This is a genomic window from Paenibacillus sp. 276b (assembly GCF_900107875.1).
Lineage (GTDB): Bacteria > Bacillota > Bacilli > Paenibacillales > Paenibacillaceae > Paenibacillus > Paenibacillus marchantiae.
Window position 1 is genome coordinate 694,396 of sequence record NZ_FNRR01000003.1, and the last position, 21,610, is coordinate 716,005.

The window sequence follows — 21,610 nt, forward strand, 5'->3', positions numbered from 1 at the left end:
TTCAACCTTTCTGAGGTAGAGCTACTCGGTGAGTATCGGAAATGGATTGGAGCGAGTATGCCAGCCCTTCCTCATCAAAGAAATTTCGGTATGAATTTTCATACTCGGATTTGACCTGCTGACGGAAGGCTACCATTTCTTCACGTTTGGTTGGGTCCATATCCGGAATGGCTGCAATTAAACGCTTGGTATAGATATGTTGTGGATTCTCAAAAATATCATCCGTTGTGCCTTGCTCCACATATCGACCTTTATACATAATTCCGATCTGATCACACATATGACGGATAATGCCGAGATCGTGACTGATGAACAGGTAGGTCAGATTCAGCTCTTTTTGAATTTCCTGCATGAAGTTGAGCACCTGGGCTTGTACAGATACATCGAGCGCAGATACTGGCTCATCTGCGATGATTAGCTTCGGCTTCAATGCAATCGCACGAGCGATGCCAATCCGTTGCCGCTGCCCCCCGGAAAACTCATGAGGATACTTATAGATCGATTCGGGACTCAATCCAACCTTCTCCAGAAGGTCTCGGACCTGGCGTTTCTCTTCCGTAGCTGTCAGCCGTTCATAATTACGGAGTGGCTCAGCAATGATGTCGATAACACGCTTCTTGGGATTTAACGAAGAGTACGGATCTTGAAAGATCATCTGCACATCACGCTGTAGTTGTCTATCTTTCCGCCGCTCTGTAGCCAGATCTCTTCCATCGAAAAGAATTTTCCCGGCCGTCACATGGTTTAAGCCAATAACGGCTCTACCCGTAGTCGTTTTGCCTGAGCCTGACTCACCTACAAGGCCGTACGTTTGACCCTGCTCAATGGAGAAGCTCACATCATCAACCGCTTTGATGTTACCAATTTCACGCTTGATCAACCCTCCGCGAATCGGAAAGTGAATTTTTAGTCCTTCTACTTCGAGTAATGCCATTATGTTATTCCTCCTCAGCTTGATCAGGGAAATGAAAGTGCTGATAACAGGTACACCGTACAAAGTGACCTGGCGCAATTTCATGCATCTGTGGGTTTTCTTCATGAGCCGAATCACTTATCCATGGAATTCGGGCCTTGAATCGGCACCCTTGGCGAGGAAGGTTTTTCAGTGAAGGAACAATGCCTTGAATGACATGAAGCTTCGATTTTTCTTCAGAAATGGTAGGAATAGAGTTTAGTAGAGACCGTGTATATGGATGTTTGGCATCCGTCATTAGAGTATAGATATCGGCAATCTCAACAATTTCACCTGCATACATAACTGCCACGCGATCAGCCATCTCGGCAACGACACCCAGATCATGCGTGATCAGGATGATTCCTGCGTTAATCTCGTTCTTCAATTCGCGGATAAGCTCCAGAATTTGTAGTTGGATTGTAACGTCAAGCGCTGTCGTTGGTTCATCGGCAATCAGCAATTCAGGTTTATTGGCAATCGCAATCGCGATAACAACTCTCTGTCTCATACCACCCGATAATTCGTGAGGATACTGCTTGTATAATTGTTCGGGACGCGGAATCCCTACTTGATTGAGTAAATCAATTACTTTGTCTTTCTTTTCTTTCGAAGATAGCTTGGGTTGATGCAGTGTCAGAATCTCTTCGATCTGTTCACCGATCAGCATCAGAGGATTTAATGCGGAAAGTGGGTCCTGAAAGATCATCCCCATCTCTTTACCGCGGAGTTTGTTTAACTTGTTGGGAGATATATTCGCTATATCCTGCCCTTTGTACAGAATTTCACCATCAATTTTGGCTTTGTTATGCAGGCCCATAATTGAAAAAGCAAAGGCACTTTTGCCTGATCCTGATTCTCCCACAATAGCCAATACTTCATTCTTTTTAACCGTAAGATTAACGTGATCAACTGCTGCATAATAGTCATCTTCAATTCTGAATGATGTAGTTAGATTTCTGACTTCCAATAGCTCTGTATTCAAATCAATCACCCTAACCCCATAATTTCTGCGGACTGTATTCATGTGTAGAAGAATGCATCCACTGTATATTTCCATGTTCTTGAAGATAACGAACGAAAGTGTATACAAAATACCAAATCATTAGGAGAATCCATTTTTCACACTGCTATTTAGACCGTTGGTCAATTAATACTGACAATTCCTAGCGGGATAATAAAGCAAAATAATTAATGTAATCATACGTGTAAATTTAGGTGACGTCAATGCTTATTTTGAGATTTATGGTATAAATGTTTTTTATAGCACAGTTCTGGGTATTAGTTATACTTTAAAGGGAATAGATCAAGGAATTTCAGAGCCAGTCAGATACTTTCAATGGTAGAGTTTGAATCTTAAAAATACCGATTATCTAAATACATGACATTAGCATTACACAGTATGTGTAGTTAAATGTTATAAATATAGATATAACAAACTATTATGTTAGGTATGAGGGAATTGTAGAGGAAATATTTTGTTTGGAAGTGAAATTGGTTTCTAGCCAAATTTTGTGCTTTTAGAGGTGTGATTTAGATATTACTAAAGGATTGAAGTTAAATTTCTAGTTATTATAGTATAGTTTCATTTAATCGCTTATGTAAAGAACAAATTGTCATCTTTTATCATTTATTTTACAAAAGCAAGCAAAAAGCCCTGCAAAATGCAAGGCTTTTCTAATATTTATACATATAGATGTATATATAATATTGTAATTACTGCGTAACCGGAGGTCTTTTCCCACGCTTCAAATCGTTGATGCTTAATCCAAAGTCCATCTGCAAGTGAGGATAATCCGGAAAGTTATCCCAATCTCCTCCCCACGTAAACCCTAGTTCTTTGGCAAGTTCCACAACTTCCAGCCAATCTGGCTTTCCATTGCCGTTATCATCACGTTCCATATCCCACACCACATCTCCTTCAGGAGTCCGCAAAGCAAAATCAATGGCTAAACCATAGTTGTGATAGGACTCTCCCCCTTTGGCGTTGGTAACGATATTTCCGGCAATGTTGCGTCCTTGATTATAAAGAGCATCTTGTTCATCAATGCTGCGAAAATCATGTGTAATCACGATTTCAATTCCTCGTCTAGCTGCCTTTCGAACCAACAACTTCTCACTTTCCGCGACTACCGGGTGAAGTCCAGTGATCGGCACTGCTTCTTGTACATTGGTCCGTGGCCAAATATCATAGGTATCTCCTTTTTGCTGTAACCATACATATATAATGGAAAGCAAAAACGTAGCTACGATCCAAAATCGCAGACTACTCTTGCGTCTCTGTTTTACTTTACGTTTGGATGTATTCATGCTCTCTCCTGATGGTGAAATCTTTATTCGTTTATACTCACGCTATCTGATATCAGCAATATAATAGACTCTATTATAAATCATTTACGCCTTAATTGCTTCTATCGCCGCAGCTCTTTGCGAAATCCAATTACCAGGAGAGAACCAACCTTAATTATTTTTAGATGCAAAAAAGCAGTCGGCTATAAGCCGACTGCTTTGTATCCATGCTGAGTAAGACTACTCAGTTGTGTATGGTAGCAATGCGATTTGACGGGAGCGTTTGATGGCAATCGTCAGCATGCGTTGATATTTAGCGCTAGTACCTGTTACACGGCGTGGCAAAATTTTTCCGCGCTCGCTGATAAATTTACGAAGCAAGTCCGTATCTTTATAATCGATGTGAGTAATTTTGTTAGCTGTGAAGAAGCACACTTTACGACGTTTATTACGGCCGCCACGACGTGCCGGTCTTTTATCGTTGTCTCCGCCTTCTCTTTGCTTGAAGCCCATGCTTTTCAGTCCTTTCCTATCATGTAACCCATATCTCATTAGAGTATCGGCTCACGTTAAAATGGCAAATCATCATCCGATATATCAATCGGTTTTCCGTCATCGGAAAAAGGATCCTGATTGTTGCTACGCGAATTATTGTTATTGTTCGCGCGCCCGCCGCCTCCGTAAGAAGGCTCTTCACGCATCGGTTGACCACCACCGCCGCCACCGTTATTATCACGGTTAGCTGACTCCAAGAAACGGACGTTATCGGCAATGACTTCGGTCACGTATACACGTTTTCCTTCGTTATTCTCGTAATTCCGTACTTGAATGCGTCCTTCGACTGCAGCTAGGCGTCCTTTGCGCAAATAGTTTGCACAAGTCTCAGCAAGCTGTCTCCAGGTTACGACCGGAATGAAATCCGCTTCCTTTTCTCCACCTTGGCTTGTAAACGGTCTGTCCACTGCCAAAGTAAATTGCGTAACTGCTACTCCAGCTGGAGTATAACGCAACTCAGGATCCCGGGTTAACCGGCCGATCAGAATGACACGGTTCAACAATGTAATCCCCTCCTTCAGAGCGTATTGGTGCATTGATCACGAGTTGTCTTAAGCAGACTTAACGTCGTTTGTAATGAGATAACGAATTACTTCGTCAGAAATCTTCATGAGACGCTCAAGTTCAGTAACTACTGCTGGTTCAGCAGTGAAGTGTACCAAAACATAAACACCATCACGGAATTTCTTGATCTCATACGCAAGACGGCGTTTACCCATAACGTCGTGAGCTGTAACTTCACCACCGCCGTTGGAGATGATGCCTTGGAATTTATCGACTGTAGCTTGAACAACTTCTTGCTCAACATCAGGACGAATAATGTACATCACTTCATATTTGCGCATAATTTTCACCTCCTTATGGACTCTGGCCCTCAATCTATGTTGAGAGCAAGGAACGAGCACAAACTCGAACTATATTAATATAACAAATATGATGTCTCAATGCAAGCAAACGTTCCCTCTTCTTATTACACATGATCATAACTCCAATGGAGCACACTACAGAAGCAACATTGGAATCCATTACGCCGAGGAGGTTTTATCATGGGTGAAAGAACCGAGTTTGAACCAGGAGACAAAGCTCCAAACGATGGTGAGTACACCGAGGTTGGTGAGAAGAGCTTTCATACGGAGATTAACAATCCGAAACGGGTAACCCTCCAAAAGGGAGAAGCTTTCCCTGAAACAAGCAATCAGAATCGCAAGTGGAAAAAGCTTACCAAAGCCCGCGTCCATTAAGCGTAAAGATTTTTTCAGACTGCTGTATATAAAACGTACTAATGCACATAATACAATCAGGCGATGCACGAGAGAGGTGTGGTTCCGTTGGACAACGAAGCCGAACATTCACTGTTGGAGATTCATCACGTAATTTAAGAAGCAAGATGGTTGTGTGTAAGGCCTTTGTCTGAAGCACGAGTATTGCTACTTGCAGTACACCAAGTTTCTGATCGTTACGACCGATTGTTTCCTAACAAACCGAATGCATCGCCGAATGAAGAGCCCTTAGGGGCTCTTTGTTTTTTCAATCAAGGAGAGTTATTAGACAACAAAAAAAATAAGAGAAGACCTTCCAGCTGGAAGGTCTTCTTGCATGTATTCTTGCATGTATAGAACTCAACACACGTTGAGTAAGTTGTTCAAAACAATTTTTCAAGCAAGATTTATTAGTGGCGGAAAGGGTGGGATTCGAACCCACGCACGCTGTGACACGCCTAACTGATTTCGAGTCAGCCCCCTTGGGCCTCTTGGGTACCTTTCCGCAGCAATAATGATTATAGCATGATCATTTACAGAACGCAATACTTAAGCTATGCCTACATGTAAACGTTATTATGGAGTGCGAAAAGAGTAAACATTACCGCATTTTTTCATTAGGATTCAGACGAATCCTCTGTCGAACGAAGTACCTTTTTCATGTTTTTCTCGAATTTCGCTCTGGGAATTAATACGCTGTGTTTACATCCTACACATTTGATGCGAATATCCATGCCCATTCGAATAATCTCCATCTCATTGCTGCCACATGGATGCTGCTTCTTCATCTGCACAATGTCCCCAAGCTGGAAACTTTTACGCTCCACCTATGCCATCCCCCTCATCCTTCTCCTGAGCCGCTGCTTGCTCTAATGCTGCCTGATTGCTCATCTCATGATACTCCAGTGTTTTCTTCACATCACTCTGAATTTGACGCTCTACAGATGCCCTGGAGTTCGGCAAGCACTCAGCAACAATGCGAACCACATATTCCGAGGTAGACATCGACTGGATACCAAGCACGTCAGGTACTTTAACGATGTTCAGATCTCGATCCTCAATCCCAGTCAAAGCTCGTTTCACCAAGTGCACTGACTCGTCCAGGGTCTGTTCACCCTTCATGGGAATGTCCACAACTGCAAGGGAATTAGACATCGAGTAATTAGTTACACTTGCAATCGTACCATTTGGAATGATGTGCACCTCACCCTGCCAGCTAACCAGCTTGGTTGTTCTCAGGCCAATGACCTCAACCGTTCCTTTATAGGTACCTGTTTGAATAACATCGCCCACCGCGAATTGATCCTCCAATATAATGAAGAAACCCGTAATAACATCCTTCACCAATCCTTGGGCACCAAAACCGATAGCCAGTCCAAGTACTCCCGCACTCGCTAACAATGGTCCAACTTTCACGTTGATCTCAGATAACAGTAACAGAATCATAATGAAATTACATGTTATGGAGGTCGCATTTTTCATCAACTCTCCCACCGTTATAAATCTCCGCGGATTGACGCGAATCTTACCTTCCTGCTTACGTGCCATCGTGCGATCTATAATACGAGATACAATCTTAATCACAATACGCGTAATAATGAAAATAATAACGATGCGGATTGAGCTGAACAGAATATTAAACCACATATCTGCATCAGCGACTTTATCCCATAATTGGTCTGTCCAGCGAACTGCACTATTTATTGTTCCTTTCACATCCGGGCTAGTATTACCCTCAGCAAACTTAAATGGCAACATAGATCAAACCTCCTCTACATGGGTATGTTATCATAGCTGTCAGCGGTTTTGAAATAGAGGCCACGGATCTCCACAAATTCGTTACGAATGATTTGTTTCACTCTCTCCAGATCTTCTTTTGGAAACTGAATACATAGAGCACAGCCCGCTGTGATCTCTTTTGGGGTAGGAAATAAGTCGATCTCAATCTCGGCAAACTCCAGCAGCATTTCTGCCCGCAGCGCCTGCTGGGTGGAATCAAAAGCAATCAGCATCCAATCATCTATCCACTCGTCCATGTCCGGCTCCTTTCACGATACATTCATCCCTTTGAAAAAGCTTGTCCCCACGAAGTATAAAACGTTCTATCCTTCCATATACTGTTACTACTATTCCAAGGGAAAGGATAGATCCTATGAATCCCATTTCGCATTCCTTCTCAGCTCAAGACATGGCCAGTTTGAAAATCCCACATACAGATCCAGGCATTCACTCAGCCATCATTCATCGTTTAATGTTTCATCTCTATAAAGCCCATTCTTTGCAAAATGTAGTTGTCGTCTGTATCGGTACAGATCGCTCTACTGGGGACTGTCTTGGCCCGCTCGTCGGCTCGTCGCTTGCCAAGTGGGACAGCCCTCTATTTCATCTCTATGGCACATTGGATGAACCCGTACATGCGATGAACCTGCAGGACACCCTTCACAAAATACACACCACACATCACAACCCTTATGTGATCGGTATTGATGCCTGTCTCGGACAGTCTTCGAGTGTTGGGTGTATCCAGGTCGTGAATGGACCTCTCAAACCAGGAGCGGGTGTAAATAAAGAATTACCGCCGGTCGGCGATATCCATCTTACAGGTATCGTTAACGTCGGCGGCTTTATGGAATACTTTGTTTTGCAGAACACACGTCTCAGTCTCGTCATGCGCATGTCCGAGATTATATCCAGCAGTCTCTACTCCGCCATTCGCGAATGGCATACCCGTTCTACTCTGCTTGCTGTGCCAGAGTAATGGCTTCCTTTTCCTCAGGGGAAAGAGTATACGTGGACTCTCCCCCTTTAAGAGGTTTAGCATATACATAGGAACCGTCTCGATTATAGATACCAGTCAGTACCATACCGTCCTGGCTATCGTTAACCATCGCCATGGAGAAACTCAGATCACTGCCAAGCTCCCCATAAGCGTTGTACCGTTTCACGCCCACTTTACCCTGGATGCGGGTCAGCTTCTGCATGACAGTCTTTAACTGATCCGTTTGCAGTGTATGCTCATCCTCAATGCTGTCCATCTGAATTTTCAGATTGATTAACAGCGACTCCAGATCTTCCACTCCACTGCCAGCCATCATGGCCTCATATTTCCGTTTAAACTTCCGTAGCTTTGCGCCTTGAGCAATACTTATGATAAGCAAAATCACCAAAAGTAATGCCATGCCGCCAATAATCCATATCAGCTGTTCCAGAATCAGCTCATTTAATTCAGCCATGTAGTGCAACTACCCCTCTGTTGGTTTGTTCAGGTTAACGTTTGTAGCTTCAAACGTACTCCACATCATCGATCCATTCAGCCAAGAAAAGCCATCCAACGCACTAATATAACCCTCAAGCTTACCCTTATTATTCACCAGATAACCCCTACGGTTAATCACTCGTTTTGGCTTCTTGCCTCTTTTGCTTTTTGCTTATTCAAGCGATTGAAATTCACATTTCATTAGGGTTGCTTCATACAGATTTGGATGCTGTTAATTCGATAACTGCTTCGATCAACGCATCGACATCTTCTCTTGATGTACTATATCCCACGCTCGCTCTGACAGCCCCACTTGCCGTTGTGCCAGCCGACTCATGGGCAAGTGGTGTGCAATGAAAACCTGAACGCACAGCGATGCCATAATTTCGGTCTAATTGAAAAGCGAGTTGGGCCGAATCATATCCTTCAACAGTAAAGGATAACAATCCGGTGCGCGGCTGTCCAATTTCAGGACCAAGCATTCGAATCCCCTGTACTGATGATAACCCATCCATCATATGCTGAGTCAAATCCCACTCCTGTTTATATATGAATTCAGGCGTCAGTTCAAGCACATGCTGCACTCCGGCTGCTAGACCTGCTATACCCACGGTATTCGGCGTACCTGCCTCATAGCGATCAGGACGAACAAGTGGCTGCTCAATCGCCTCGGATTGGCTTCCTGTCCCTCCGTGAAGCAATGGTTGCACATCCAGCTCAGGAGCGATGTACAGCCCACCCGTTCCCTGCGGTCCCAACAGTCCTTTATGCCCGGGAAAGGCAAGCATATCGATGCCAAGCTGCTTCACATCCACAGGGATAATTCCAGCACTTTGAGCAGCGTCAACAAGCAAAGTCACCTGGTGTTTTTGACACATCAGTGCAATTTCACCAATGGGCAGAATACTCCCCAGTAGGTTCGAACTATGCGTGCAGACAACCAATCTTGTATTGGAACGAAACAAGCGTGCGAATTGGACCAGATCGATCTCCCCGGCTGCATTAACAGGCACATAATCAACCTCTACATTACGAGATCTGCGCATGTACTCCAAGGGCCGTCTTACTGAATTATGTTCAGCCATCGTAGCAATGGCGTGATCGCCTTCTCTTAACCACCCTTGAATAGCTAGATTCAAAGCTTCTGTGGTATTAGAACCCAGTGCAATATCATTGGCATTACGAACACCCAAAAGAGTGGATAACGCTTTTCTGGCACCAAATACAACTCGGCTCGCCTGTACAGCCATCCGATGACTTCCTCTGCCTGGGTTGGCCCCTGCCACATCCAGAGCCTGCATCATGGCTTCCCCGACAGCAGGTGGCTTAGGCCAAGATGTCGCTGCATGATCCAGATAGATAACTCCCTCCACCTCATGACCACCCCTGTCCCTAATTGATCGTTCTGTTTGGATGAAAAATTCCCTATAAACAAACAATGACATATCGTTTCTCCATGGTACAGAGGCGATATGTCATCACATGAAAAAGCCCCGCATGTTGTTCATCGATCATGGAGTCATGACTATTATTGCAACAGTTCCAACAGTCGCTCCAGATCTTGTTTGCTGTAGTAGTTGAGCTCAATTTTGCCTTTATCTTTGTTATGCTTAATTTTCACCGTTGTTTTGAACCGTTCACGTAAAGACTCTTCCAATGTATCAATAAATGGATCTTTTTTCTTCAACTTGGATTTGGCTTTCGCTTCACCCGTTTTGGAACGATCCAATTGTTGAACAGCCTCTTCCAGTTCACGTACACTCCACTGCTGATCAATAGTTTGTTTTGCCAGCTGCTTCACAAGGCTTTCATCCTTAACACCGACGATAGCACGTGCATGCCCCATTGACAATGTTCCACGTGAAACATGATCCTTCACTTCTTCCGGCAATGATAACAAACGTAGGAAGTTAGCGATGTGAGAACGTGACTTACCCACTTTTACGGAGAGCTCTTCTTGGGTTAATCCAAACTGGTCCATCAACCCCTGATAAGCAACTGCAACTTCCATCGCATTCAGATTTTCCCGCTGCAAGTTCTCGATTAAAGCAATCTCCATAACCTGCTGATCACTGAAATTACGAACTACGGCAGGCACAGTGGCATTACCGCAATATTGGGAAGCTCTGAAACGACGTTCACCAGCAATGATCTCATAACCTCTCAAAACAGGTCTTACAATAATAGGTTGTATAACACCATGTTGACGGATTGATTCAGCGAGTTCATGTATCGCATCCTCATCAAATACTTTACGAGGTTGGTAAGGGTTTGCCCGCAGTTGACTAATCGGGATTTCTACGACTTTATCATCGTCATTAATTGAAAGCGAAGGAATGAGGGCATCAAGACCTTTTCCAAGCCGCTTACTCATAAGAAATCACTTCCTTTGCGAGCTCTAAATAAACTTCAGCCCCTCGGGATCGAGGATCATACGTAATGATAGACTGACCATGAGAAGGTGCCTCACTAAGCCGCACATTGCGCGGAATAATGGTCTGATACACCTTTTGTTGAAAATACTTCTTCACTTCTTCAATCACTTGAATGCCCAGATTCGTACGAGCGTCGAACATCGTCAGCAATACCCCTTCAATCTGCAGGGATGTATTCAGATGTTTCTGCACCAAACGTACCGTGTTGAGCAATTGGCTCAACCCTTCGAGCGCATAATACTCACACTGAATCGGAATAATCACCGAATCTGAAGCTGTCAACGAGTTGATCGTTAACATGCCTAGAGAAGGTGGACAATCGATCAGTATGTAATCATAGTTTTTTTTCACCATGGCGAGTGATTTTTTCAAGCGAACTTCCCGTGATATCGTGGATACCAGTTCAATCTCGGCTCCGGCAAGCTGAATCGTTGCAGGTATGATATGAAGGCCTTCAATCTGAGTTTCCACAATCGCTTCCTGAGGGGGAACTTCATTAATGATGACATCATATATACAATTGGCCACATCTGCTTTGTTGATTCCGACTCCACTGGTTGTATTCCCCTGGGGGTCAATATCGACAAGCAATACCCTTTTCCCGAGCGAAGCCAGTCCTGCACCCAAGTTAACAGATGTCGTCGTTTTCCCCACACCGCCCTTTTGATTTGCTACGGCCATAATCTTAGACAATTACTTCACCTCAAATAAAATAGGAGTCTTTTCTTGTAGGTTGTGAGCTACAGTTAACAAAAAGCAGGTGGCTATCATCCACACAAACATCAACTACCGTTTCTTCATGGTGCTATTCTACGTTGTTCATGCCACTCTCAACTTTATAGACAGAAAAAGCGGCCCATTGCCGCCTTAAGCTTCAATTATTTGCGTTTCGGGATATGGATAACGATCTCGTAATGGTCCTCATGGTCCGCTTCCTTGGTTTTGATGTCTAGACCGGAGCCCGATACCATATCAATGGATTGACGAATCGTATTAAGTGCAAGTCTAACGTCCTTGGTGAATGAGACACGTTTGGATTTTTTGATCTTCGAGGATTCCTTGTAAAAGGCAACCCGCGCTTCCGTTTGTTTTACATTCAACTCTTTATCAATAATTTCGCCGAGCAATTTCATTTGCAACTCTTCCGTATCCAATGAAAGCAAAGCTCTGGCATGACGCTCCGAAATCTTACGTTCCATCAGCGCTGTCTTAATGCCATCTGGAAGCTGTAACAACCGGATTTTGTTGGCGATCGTCGACTGGCTTTTGCCTAATCGCTGCGCAAGACTTTCCTGTGTAAGTTGGTGCAGGTCAATCAATTTCTGATAAGCAACAGCCTCTTCAATGGAAGTGAGTCCCTCACGCTGCAAGTTCTCGATCAATGCGATGGACGCTGCCTGAGAGTCGTTGAATTCACGTACAATGGCCGGGATATGATCCAAACCAAGTTTTCGAACTGCACGCCAGCGACGTTCCCCGGCGATAATCTCATATGATCCATTTCGTACGCGGACGACAATCGGTTGTATAACTCCATGTGTCTTGATCGTCTGCAACAACTCATCAATTTTATCATCATCAAAAATAGTACGGGGTTGATATGGGCTGCTCACAATTTCATTGACCGGAATTTGTTTAATCTCATCTCCGTTATTGCGCTCCGCCAAACCAAACAACTTCGAAAATTGTTCTTTCATTCCGTATATTACCACCTAGTTTCGTAATAGCTCCCGCAAGGTGCAGGTGCTTCTTATTCAATATGCGACCTGTTCAAATGCTGTCGTTCTTCGAATAAGTTTTGCCTTCCATGACGCTTTCTGTAACCTATACATTAATGCTCAAAAAATCTATCTATACATATAATCTATGATCTCTGTAATCCAGGACCGGATACTTCTATTCTATCATCTTTTCTTCCATAATCCTATGTTTACCTATTCTTTAAACTCTCCTAATTTTCCTGCTTTTTCTTCATGAACATTAGCTATATGACTGCTTGTACACAATAAGATATAGAGAATCTATGTAGACAGGACCTGCTCATAGTAGCTACATTATGTACTCATTTGATACCATGTGAAAATGGTTTTTCAAAAGAATAACTCGGTGGCAGGAAAACCTCTTTCTTACGTATCTCCCTATTCTATAGCTACTACTATTGCCAATGCCCTTCCTCTATCCATAGGTCAATGACCATCATCCAAGAATAGCTTGAACAAGATCAATAGTTATTCATCAAGAAAACTTCTATTTCAAAATAAATATTATCGATTTCACTTTTCTCTGCTCAATGTAATCGGAATGCGGATGTTATCTATACCTAGATAAAAAATCAAAAAAACAAAAAGAGGATGTTTCACGTGAAACATCCTCTTTACTCTTATTCAAAGTTCTCCATTAAATAAACGAAGAATGATCATCTTACCTTTTTAATACATACGATGTTGCGCCAAGAACTATACCAAAGGTGTTTTTAATGGTGTCCCTGGTTTACGTGGATATTTAAAAGGTGTCTTATCAAACTTCTGAATCAGAATGATATGACGTGCCGACTCTTCAACCGGTAGCTGGAACGGATGAACTGCTTTTACCCGTCCTTTCAGCTGATTAAAGCTGAATTCAGCTTCCTTCATTTCTTCGCGCGGGTCTCCACCCTTCATTGCAGCGAATAATCCACTTTTGCGAACAAATGGCAGACAGAATTCGTTAAGCACTGCTAGCTTAGCAACTGCACGCGCAGTAACAAGGTCATAGCTGTCACGATATCCTTCTTTGCGTCCAAGTTCCTCCGCACGACCATGAATCAATTCTACATCGGTCAAGCCGAGCGTATCTACAAGATGCTGCAGAAAGCCAATACGTTTATTTAGCGAGTCAATGATCGTCAGCTTAATATGCGGGAAACAAATTTTAAGAGGTAGTCCTGGGAAACCTGCCCCTGAACCAATATCTGCGAGTTTGTTTACCTTAGACATATCTGTATAAAACGCCAGCGATACCGAATCATAGAAATGCTTTGTATATACTTGTTCACGTTCGGTGATCCCGGTTAAATTCATCTTTTCATTCCAAGCTACCAGCTCCTGAAAATACAACTCGAATTGCTCCAACTGGCGTTCATCTAGCTCCAGTCCATGTTTCTTCAGGCGCCGTTGTAGCTGCTGTTGAATATCGTCCATTATTGTCCCCTTGCTGCGGTTACACGGTTATAATGCTCCAGGTAAACCAGCAGAATGGAGATATCCGCAGGAGTAACCCCGGCAATACGGGACGCCTGTCCTATCGAGATTGGACGAATCTTAGCGAGCTTCTGCTTTGCTTCCATAGCAAGGCCATGAATTTCGTCATATATAATCGTGTCCGGAATTTTTTTCTTCTCCATTTTTTGCAAACGTTCCACGTGGATCAATTGTTTCTCAATATAACCCGCATATTTAATTTGAATTTCTACTTGCTCTTTCATGTCAGCAGTCAGTTCTACCTCAGAAGGTGAGATCTGCTCAATCCAGTCATACCCGATCTCTGGGCGGCGCATCAATGTAAGAAGTGTGCTGCCATCCTGAATCGGTGTGGAACCGATCTCTTCCAGCTTCGAATTTACTTCGACAGGGCGAACTTTAGCTGCCTTCAAACGAGCCACTTCCTGTTCAACTTTTGCCTTTTTGTCCAGGAATTTAGCGTAACGCTCATCAGGAATCAACCCAATATCGTGGCCAATTTCCGTCAAACGCATATCGGCATTATCATGACGAAGCAACAAACGGTATTCTGCACGGGAAGTCAGCAGACGATAAGGTTCATTCGTACCTTTTGTTACGAGATCATCAATCAGTACACCAATGTACCCTTGGGAGCGATCCAATACGACAGGCTCTTTATCCTGTACTTTACGTGCAGCGTTGATACCGGCCATTACGCCTTGTCCTGCCGCTTCTTCGTACCCGGAGGTACCATTAATCTGCCCTGCTGTGAACAGACCTGGCAGACGTTTCGTTTCAAGTGAAGGCCACAGCTGTGTAGGCACCATCGCATCATATTCAATAGCGTAGCCGTTACGCATCATTTCTACTTTTTCCATGCCCGGAATTGAGCGAAGGACCGCCAATTGAACATCTTCTGGCAGACTGGTAGATAGACCTTGTACATAGTATTCCGATGTGTTTTTGCCTTCTGGCTCCAGGAAAATCTGATGCTTCGGCTTGTCGCTGAAACGCACAATTTTATCCTCGATCGAAGGGCAATAACGCGGTCCGGTACCTTCAATAACGCCTGAGAACATAGGTGCACGGTGGAGATTATCGTTAATAATCTGGTGTGTTTCCACAGACGTATACGTCAACCAGCAAGGCAGCTGCTCATTATCGGAAGATTCCGTTTCATAAGAAAAGAACTTCGGTTTATCATCACCTGGCTGAATTTCCGTTTTGCTAAAATCAATCGTATCCTTATGCACACGCGGTGGTGTACCTGTTTTAAAACGAACCAGGTCAAAACCAAGCTCACGCAGATGTTCGGATAACTTAAGGGAAGGCTGTTGATTATTCGGGCCACTCTCGTACATCAACTCACCCATAATTACTTTACCGCGCAGATACGTACCTGTTGTCAAAACAACAGCTTTGGCCCGGTACTCTGTACCCGTCTGAGTAACCACACCTACACACTGTCCGTCTTCAACGATCAGGCGATCAACCATACCTTGACGCATCGTCAGGTTGCGTTCATTCTCCATCGTTTCTTTCATCGTATGCTGATAAGAGAACTTATCGGCCTGAGCACGAAGCGCATGCACAGCAGGTCCTTTACCTGTGTTGAGCATTCGCATCTGAATAAAGGTCTTATCGATGTTCCGTCCCATCTCTCCACCAAGTGCATCAATCTCACGTACCACATGTCCTTTTGCCGGTCCCCCAATAGATGGGTTACAAGGCATGAAAGCCACCATATCCAGATTGATGGTAATCATCAGTGTTTTCGAACCCATACGGGCTGCAGCCAGTGCCGATTCCACACCAGCATGTCCTGCCCCAACGACGATTACATCATAACTGCCGCCATCAAAAGCCATTCCAGTTTACCTCCTTTTTGCCGCTGCACGCCTAAATTCATGCAAACGATCTATTTTCTGTAAAAATCATGATGAAACACGCTCCGCACTCTACGGAATGCATTTCGATCTATATTAAGCCATCAAGTCTATAGGTACTTCAGACATATTCGCGGATTCTTTGACCACCCACAGATGGACTTTATTATCATACTACTTTTCAGAGCCGGTATGTTTGTCAGGTGTTATTTTCCGAGGCAGAATTGAGAGAAAATTTGATCAATCAACGCATCATGCGCTGTATCGCCCACGATCTCACCCAGTTGCTCCCATGCCAGACGAACATCAATCTGGATCATATCAATAGGAATCAGCTGCTCTGCTGCTTCATAGGCATCAATGAGCGACTGCTTCGCTTTTTTGAGCAAAGCAATATGACGCACATTGCTGACATAGGTCAGGTCGGCCGACTCCAGCTTGCCACTGAAGAACAACGTCGAGATGGCATCTTCCAATCGGTCCACGCCCAGATCATCTTTCACCGACATCGGAACAAGCCGTTCCTCAGGGATATAACGAAGCAGCACTTCGCGGTCCGCCTGCGGCGCTAAGTCCATTTTATTCATAATAATAATTGATTGTCTACCGCGGATTTGTTCCAATAATTCAATCTCGTCCTGATGTAGTGGCTCGGCAGCATTGATAACCATCAATAACAGATCCGCCTCATTCACAGCAGAGCGAGAACGCTCCACCCCGATTCTTTCCACGACATCCATCGTTTCCCGAATACCTGCCGTATCGAGCAGCTTGAGCGGTATATTGTTAATCGTAACAAACTCCTCAATGACGTCACGCGTTGTACCTGGTATGTCCGTTACAATTGCACGGTTGTCCTGGGCCAACGTATTGAGCAATGAAGATTTCCCTACGTTTGGCCGGCCTACGATAGCTGTTGTGATTCCTTCACGCAGTATCTTTCCTTGCTCTGCTGTTACCAGCAATTTATCGATTTCAGTCATCACCTGACTGGATTTTTCTTTAATAAATTCAGAGGTTAGTGACTCTACATCATGCTCAGGATAATCGATATTTACTTCGATGTGAGCAAGTGTCTCCACCAGCGTGTATCTTAGTTCGCGCAGCTTGGACGACAATTTGCCCTCTACTTGCTTGAGTGCAACGGAGAACGCCCGATCGGATTTGGAACGAATGAGATCCATAACCCCTTCCGCCTGGGATAGATCAATCCGTCCATTGAGAAAAGCACGCTTTGTGAACTCGCCGGGTTCAGCGAGACGAATATCGAGCTGCAACAACAGATCCATTACGCGCTTAACCGAAACCACTCCGCCATGAGCGCTAATCTCCACGACATCCTCTGTTGTGAAAGAACGTGGCGCACGCATCACCGTAACCAATACTTCCTCGATCTTCTCACCAGTCCCCGGATCTATAATATGACCGTAATGAACCGTGTGGGATGCTGCCTGTGTTAGTGGGGTTTTGCTGCGAAAAATCTTCTCCGTCTCCGACACCGCATCCGGGCCGCTCACCCGGATTACAGCGATACCCGCTTCTCCGACCGCTGTTGATATCGCTGTAATCGTATCACTAATCATCGTTATCTCTCCTTGCTCTATTTTAAAATTGCGCCCCTCAGGACGCTATATTAATTTCAATATATAGTTCAGTTGTTCAGTTGCAAAACGCTTCTTTTCGCATCATTCATATCTTGATATGGCTCTTAATGAAATCGCTCTTCCGTTTTGGAAAAGTACTTCTGTACGAAAAAAGCAATGGCTTCTGCACCGGGCAGGAAGCCATTGCGTCTTCAATTTCGTGTTATTTCGTCGTAATGACTACGCGCCGATTGGGCTCCTCGCCCTTGCTGTATGTCTTAATCTGCGAGTGATTTTGCAATTTCGCATGAATGACTTTGCGTTCGAGTGGCGGCATTGGCTCCAGCACAACTTCCTTGCCAGTGCGAATGGCCTGTCCAGCCAAACGTTCAGCCAGATCCTCCAACGTCTTGCGTCGACGTTGACGGAAATTCTCTGCATCGAGTACGATGCGAACGAAGCTTTCCGAATAACGATTTGCTACAATGTTCGTCAAATATTGAAGGGCATCCAGCGTCTGTCCACGTCTGCCAATAATCATGCCCAGGTCTTCACCGGCAATATTGAAGATATGTCCATCACGCTGTTTTTTGATATGCACTTCAACATCCAGTCCCATACCTGCTGCCACTTCTTTTAAGAAAGCAGCCGCTTCCTCATAGGGATTTTTAGCAGCCACACCCTCAAGTGTTGCTTCAACCTGAGGTATATGTGCGGCCGGCTTGATCGGTTGTAAAACAGGTTCAGGCACAGGCAGAAGTTTCACTTCCACTTTAGCGGCCTTAACCCCGATCAAACCCAGGAATCCTTTTGACGGCTGCTCTAACACTTGTATCTCGACCTTGTCCCGGCTCACGCCAAGCTCAGCCAATCCTTGGTTTACAGCATCTTCAACGGTTTTTCCTGACGCAATGACTTTGGTCATTTCGATTTTTTGGCCCCTTTCGAACCTTTTCCAGAGACAGTTGCCTTGCCACCGTTTTTGCGTTTAGCTCCATTTCCATTTTTGGAAGAGCTGCTCTGCTTCACGTTGACCTCAGCCACGACTTTATCATTATTCCGGTAAAGGAAATAGTTTTGCACGATCGTGTAGATGTTACTGTAGAACCAGTACAGTGGCAATGCAGCCGGGAACTGATACGACATAACGAAGATCAATATCGGGTACACCCACAGCATGAATTGCATCGGTCCAACCTGTTGTGCAGGGTTCATGCGCATCATCATCCACGTTTGAACGAATGTAGTGATGGCAGCCAGCACTGGCAAAATAAACAGGTGATCCGGCGCTCCGAGTTGAAGCCACAAGAAATCATGTGTTCTCAGACTCGAGTTTCCGTAAATTGAGTTATAAAGTGCGATGTAAATCGGCATCTGAATCAGAAGTGGTAGGCAACCCGCCATCGGATTAACTTTGTTCTCCTGAAACAACTTCATTGTTTCTTGCTGAACTTTCTCAGGTGTATCTTTATACTTGGCTTGAATTTCTTTCAACTGCGGCTGAATAGCTTGCATCGCCTTGGAGCTGCGAACCTGCTTCATTGTCAGCGGCAAGATTAACGTCCGTACAATTAACACCATCACAAGGACGGCCAGTCCATATTCACCGTTAAACCAGTTGGCAAATGTGTCGAGCGCCAGTGAGAACCAATAAATAACATTGCTTTGCCAGAATGATCCGTTTTTTAGATCTTCCGTAGTAACCCCGGCTCCTTGTGGAGTACATCCGGCGAGTACAGTGACCATTGCAATGACTGCAATGAGGAGAATCCACTTCCCCTTTGATGTCTTCAATCGCGACACTTCATAACCCCTCTCTTAACCATTCCATTCCACCGTAAATCATACCATAATTAGGAGGACAAATAAACCGAAGCTTACCGCTTGCCCGACTTCAAAAGAGAGCCCTTGCGCATCGCATGCAGCAGGCTTTTTTCCATATCCTTATAGGACATGTCCAATGCACCTTTTCTGACGATAAAGATCAGATCCATCTGCGTGACAATCTCTTTCTCATGATGACGTACAATTTCCTTAATCATGCGTCTCATCCGGTTGCGTACGACAGCGTTTCCGATTTTCTTGCTGCAGGATACACCTACTCGGAATTGTTCTGTATCTTTACGACGACAGCCATACACCACAAACTGATGATTGGCAAACGATTTCCCATACCGGTATACGCGGCTAAAGTCCGCCCGGTTTCGTAAACGCAGTCTTTTATACACGGCGCTTCTCCTTGCTGTTTTCCACCAACATTATTGACGAAGGCCTCATTACTGATTTAGTATAGGCTTTCTTGAATAACGATAAACCGTCTTGGCGGCAACTTCATTTGGGATGATTGTTGATCAGTCATTTCAACTGAGCAAACATTCATCCTTATATAAGGAACGTTTTCGAAAAAACGGACATCTCATTCATTGAACATAAATGTGTACTTATGCTTTTGCGCAGCCAATTCAGACCTGACCTTTACCAGCATCCAGTCTGAAATGACCTATTTAAGAAAAAAAAGACCACCTCGGTGGTCTTCACATGCATTTAAGCACTCAGGACTTTACGGCCTTTAAGGCGACGTGCAGCCAGAACTTTACGTCCGTTGCTCGTGCTCATTCTTTTCCGGAAACCATGAACTTTTTTACGTTTGCTAACGTTCGGTTTGAATGTAGGTCTCAATGTATTGCACCTCCTCACAAGGAAATACTTATGTGATGAATCACTTTCATCTTCACAGAAAACACCTTTATATATTTAACCATGAACACCTGGAAAAGTCAACTGCGAGCCTCTTGCCACCTTTCTCCTTTTTAATGCCTATTCCACCCTACCTAAACGGCCATGGATTCGTACTCCTGTTTACTACCTTTTTAAAGCATCACTTAGAAGCTCAAAAAGTTATCCCCAGTTCCGATTCATTCATCAAAAATCAGTTTTTACGGTTATCCACACCCCTCAAACCCCTTAATTCTTTTTTTAATTACCATTTCAAGTTATTCACATGTGGATAAGGACTATTTATCGATGACAGACTGTTTCATTGGCTCTGCTTTTGGTTAATATTCCTACGTTTCTGAAGAACTTCAGTGGAGCAGCAATCCATTAGATAACCAATATTTTTTGGCTTTTAAAATGACATACTTTAAATTTAATGTATCCGCTTTATTCTATGGTTTACAAGTTTTCGAGAAAGGTGTAGGATAAAAAAATCACATCTTGTATACAAGTATACTTATGGGAAGCACAGTACCGATCCAAACTCATTTATAAGGAAGATAATTATTCCTCTAGCTCTTTGAAAAATCCATTTGAAGCAATATGACGTTCCTAAATTCAGCATACGCACAGAGCATACAGCCATTTATTCTCGTTATAAGGATTGGTGTAAAACGCTCAATCAGCAAAATAGTTGTGCTATGATCAGTATTGAACTGATTACTTATAATAGGAGCGTTAGCCATTATGCTGTTTCCTTCATCCTGGCTTCAGGGAGCTTCCCGCGGGGAAGCCATTGCCTGCGAATTAAGACTACGGATCATTAGCGGAACCCTTCGTCCTGGCGAAATTTTGTCAGAAAATCGGATTGCCGCTGATTTTGACAGCAGTCGATCACCTGTACGTGAAGCGTTAAGAACACTGTCGAATGAAGGGCTCATTCGGTTGGAGCGTATGGGCGTGGTTGTCATTGGATTGAAAATTAAAGATGTCGAGGAATTATATGACGTACGTTTCCTGATTGAAAGTTTTGTGCAGCAGCGACTTGCGGGGGATGTACCAGAACAATTGATTACCCAGTTAAGCAATGTGATAGACAAAATGGACTTGGCTGGACGTCACCAAGATGCTGTTGAATTTGCGTATCAGGATCTTACCTTTCACGAGACTATTATCGAAGCCGCCCAGCATTCGCGTATTTTACATCTATGGAAAAGCATTCGTTATGTTGTCATGACGGTTATGCTGCTCACCACCCGCAGGGTTTTTATTCAGGGCGAGCAGAAAGTAAGCGCTGTAATAGGTAAACACCGCTTGCTGATTGAGGCACTTGAATCGGGTGATAAAACACGCATTCAATCTGGAGTTCGCACGTATTTTCAGGATTCAGGCAAGACGCTGCACGAAAGCTTTGATTCCTAATGACATGTAATGGAATTTCATTCATTCATCACTTCATGGAATATCTGTGCAGGGGTTC

Annotated in this window: 25 protein-coding genes and 1 tRNA gene; 3 read left to right on the forward strand and 23 right to left on the reverse strand. The window is 44.0% G+C overall.

Annotated elements, in window-relative coordinates:
• Nucleotide 1 precedes the first annotated feature (1 nt).
• The 6 genes from BLV50_RS19030 to rpsF all read right to left on the reverse strand — a co-directional run bounded on the left by BLV50_RS19030 (nt 2) and on the right by rpsF (nt 4,641).
• Nucleotides 2-934 carry an ABC transporter ATP-binding protein gene (locus tag BLV50_RS19030; protein WP_063567377.1) on the reverse strand — a complete coding sequence of 311 codons (933 nt, stop codon included), beginning with the start codon at nt 932-934 and terminating at the stop codon, nt 2-4.
• Nucleotides 935-938: 4 nt separating this feature from the next.
• Entirely contained in the window at nt 939-1,937 is a 999-nt protein-coding gene (locus BLV50_RS19035; protein ID WP_064641983.1) for an ABC transporter ATP-binding protein, read from the reverse strand.
• Nucleotides 1,938-2,668: 731 nt separating this feature from the next.
• Nucleotides 2,669-3,262: a M15 family metallopeptidase gene (locus BLV50_RS19040; protein WP_090809402.1), complete on the reverse strand. Its 594-nt coding sequence runs from the start codon at nt 3,260-3,262 to the stop codon at nt 2,669-2,671.
• A gap of 219 nt (nt 3,263-3,481) precedes the next feature.
• The gene (gene rpsR / locus BLV50_RS19045) at nt 3,482-3,754 is read right to left on the reverse strand and encodes a 30S ribosomal protein S18 (RefSeq protein ID WP_017691433.1); all 273 of its coding nucleotides are present in this window, start codon (nt 3,752-3,754) and stop codon (nt 3,482-3,484) included.
• A 56-nt stretch (nt 3,755-3,810) separates the two neighbouring features.
• Nucleotides 3,811-4,299 (reverse strand): single-stranded DNA-binding protein, encoded by a 489-nt coding sequence (gene ssb / locus BLV50_RS19050; RefSeq protein WP_063567379.1) that lies wholly within the window; start codon nt 4,297-4,299, stop codon nt 3,811-3,813.
• Nucleotides 4,300-4,347: 48 nt separating this feature from the next.
• The gene (rpsF, locus tag BLV50_RS19055; protein WP_024629534.1) at nt 4,348-4,641 is read right to left on the reverse strand and encodes a 30S ribosomal protein S6; all 294 of its coding nucleotides are present in this window, start codon (nt 4,639-4,641) and stop codon (nt 4,348-4,350) included.
• Between the two features lie 201 nt (nt 4,642-4,842).
• Here rpsF and BLV50_RS19060 point away from each other — a divergent pair, with 201 nt between their 5' ends.
• On the forward strand, nt 4,843-5,037 hold the full coding sequence (locus BLV50_RS19060; protein WP_053781958.1) for a YjzC family protein: 195 nt from the start codon (nt 4,843-4,845) through the stop codon (nt 5,035-5,037).
• A gap of 432 nt (nt 5,038-5,469) precedes the next feature.
• Here BLV50_RS19060 and BLV50_RS19065 read toward each other — a convergent pair.
• From BLV50_RS19065 to BLV50_RS19080, 4 genes are all read right to left on the reverse strand, one after another.
• Nucleotides 5,470-5,560: transfer RNA gene (locus tag BLV50_RS19065), tRNA-Ser, on the reverse strand.
• A 112-nt stretch (nt 5,561-5,672) separates the two neighbouring features.
• Nucleotides 5,673-5,882 (reverse strand): DUF951 domain-containing protein, encoded by a 210-nt coding sequence (locus tag BLV50_RS19070; protein WP_063567381.1) that lies wholly within the window; start codon nt 5,880-5,882, stop codon nt 5,673-5,675.
• On the reverse strand, nt 5,872-6,813 hold the full coding sequence (locus BLV50_RS19075; RefSeq protein WP_090809404.1) for a mechanosensitive ion channel family protein: 942 nt from the start codon (nt 6,811-6,813) through the stop codon (nt 5,872-5,874). The genes BLV50_RS19070 and BLV50_RS19075 overlap by 11 nt, the downstream gene beginning before the upstream one ends.
• Before the next feature lie 14 nt (nt 6,814-6,827).
• A complete protein-coding gene (locus tag BLV50_RS19080) occupies nt 6,828-7,091 on the reverse strand; it encodes a putative Se/S carrier protein (RefSeq protein ID WP_029880815.1) in 264 nt (87 codons plus the stop codon).
• Between the two features lie 116 nt (nt 7,092-7,207).
• Between BLV50_RS19080 and yyaC the strand changes: the two genes are divergently transcribed.
• Complete coding sequence (gene yyaC, locus BLV50_RS19085) at nt 7,208-7,813, forward strand: spore protease YyaC (protein WP_072733930.1); 606 nt, start codon at nt 7,208-7,210, stop codon at nt 7,811-7,813.
• Here the strand turns inward: yyaC and BLV50_RS19090 are convergent.
• The 13 genes from BLV50_RS19090 to rpmH form a co-directional block, all read right to left on the reverse strand.
• Nucleotides 7,788-8,288: a DUF4446 family protein gene (locus BLV50_RS19090; RefSeq protein WP_063567383.1), complete on the reverse strand. Its 501-nt coding sequence runs from the start codon at nt 8,286-8,288 to the stop codon at nt 7,788-7,790. The two genes, yyaC and BLV50_RS19090, sit on opposite strands and share 26 nt — an antisense overlap.
• Before the next feature lie 9 nt (nt 8,289-8,297).
• A complete protein-coding gene (locus BLV50_RS33125; protein WP_170867840.1) occupies nt 8,298-8,450 on the reverse strand; it encodes a hypothetical protein in 153 nt (50 codons plus the stop codon).
• 73 nt (nt 8,451-8,523) lie between these two features.
• Entirely contained in the window at nt 8,524-9,684 is a 1,161-nt protein-coding gene (locus BLV50_RS19095) for an aminotransferase class V-fold PLP-dependent enzyme (RefSeq protein ID WP_090809456.1), read from the reverse strand.
• Nucleotides 9,685-9,839: 155 nt separating this feature from the next.
• Nucleotides 9,840-10,685, reverse strand: coding sequence for a ParB/RepB/Spo0J family partition protein (locus BLV50_RS19100; protein ID WP_024629526.1), 846 nt, complete (start codon nt 10,683-10,685; stop codon nt 9,840-9,842).
• The gene (locus BLV50_RS19105; protein WP_024629525.1) at nt 10,678-11,439 is read right to left on the reverse strand and encodes a ParA family protein; all 762 of its coding nucleotides are present in this window, start codon (nt 11,437-11,439) and stop codon (nt 10,678-10,680) included. Before BLV50_RS19105 ends, BLV50_RS19100 begins: the two co-directional genes overlap by 8 nt.
• 185 nt (nt 11,440-11,624) lie before the next feature.
• The gene (gene noc, locus BLV50_RS19110) at nt 11,625-12,443 is read right to left on the reverse strand and encodes a nucleoid occlusion protein (protein WP_064641439.1); all 819 of its coding nucleotides are present in this window, start codon (nt 12,441-12,443) and stop codon (nt 11,625-11,627) included.
• Nucleotides 12,444-13,202: 759 nt separating this feature from the next.
• Nucleotides 13,203-13,925 (reverse strand): 16S rRNA (guanine(527)-N(7))-methyltransferase RsmG, encoded by a 723-nt coding sequence (gene rsmG / locus BLV50_RS19115; protein WP_063567385.1) that lies wholly within the window; start codon nt 13,923-13,925, stop codon nt 13,203-13,205.
• Nucleotides 13,925-15,814, reverse strand: coding sequence for a tRNA uridine-5-carboxymethylaminomethyl(34) synthesis enzyme MnmG (gene mnmG, locus BLV50_RS19120; RefSeq protein WP_063567386.1), 1,890 nt, complete (start codon nt 15,812-15,814; stop codon nt 13,925-13,927). Before mnmG ends, rsmG begins: the two co-directional genes overlap by 1 nt.
• Nucleotides 15,815-16,038: 224 nt before the next feature.
• Entirely contained in the window at nt 16,039-17,415 is a 1,377-nt protein-coding gene (gene mnmE / locus BLV50_RS19125) for a tRNA uridine-5-carboxymethylaminomethyl(34) synthesis GTPase MnmE (protein ID WP_063567387.1), read from the reverse strand.
• A gap of 223 nt (nt 17,416-17,638) precedes the next feature.
• Complete coding sequence (gene jag / locus BLV50_RS19130) at nt 17,639-18,340, reverse strand: RNA-binding cell elongation regulator Jag/EloR (protein WP_063567388.1); 702 nt, start codon at nt 18,338-18,340, stop codon at nt 17,639-17,641.
• A complete protein-coding gene (locus BLV50_RS19135) occupies nt 18,337-19,218 on the reverse strand; it encodes a YidC/Oxa1 family membrane protein insertase (RefSeq protein ID WP_063567389.1) in 882 nt (293 codons plus the stop codon). The genes jag and BLV50_RS19135 overlap by 4 nt, the downstream gene beginning before the upstream one ends.
• Before the next feature lie 74 nt (nt 19,219-19,292).
• Nucleotides 19,293-19,643 carry a ribonuclease P protein component gene (gene rnpA / locus BLV50_RS19140; protein ID WP_024629518.1) on the reverse strand — a complete coding sequence of 117 codons (351 nt, stop codon included), beginning with the start codon at nt 19,641-19,643 and terminating at the stop codon, nt 19,293-19,295.
• Between the two features lie 316 nt (nt 19,644-19,959).
• Nucleotides 19,960-20,094 carry a 50S ribosomal protein L34 gene (rpmH, locus tag BLV50_RS19145; RefSeq protein WP_024629517.1) on the reverse strand — a complete coding sequence of 45 codons (135 nt, stop codon included), beginning with the start codon at nt 20,092-20,094 and terminating at the stop codon, nt 19,960-19,962.
• A gap of 783 nt (nt 20,095-20,877) precedes the next feature.
• On the opposite strand from rpmH, the gene BLV50_RS19150 reads away from it, so the two are divergent.
• Nucleotides 20,878-21,552, forward strand: coding sequence for a GntR family transcriptional regulator (locus BLV50_RS19150; protein WP_063567390.1), 675 nt, complete (start codon nt 20,878-20,880; stop codon nt 21,550-21,552).
• The last annotated feature ends 58 nt before the right edge of the window (nt 21,553-21,610 follow it).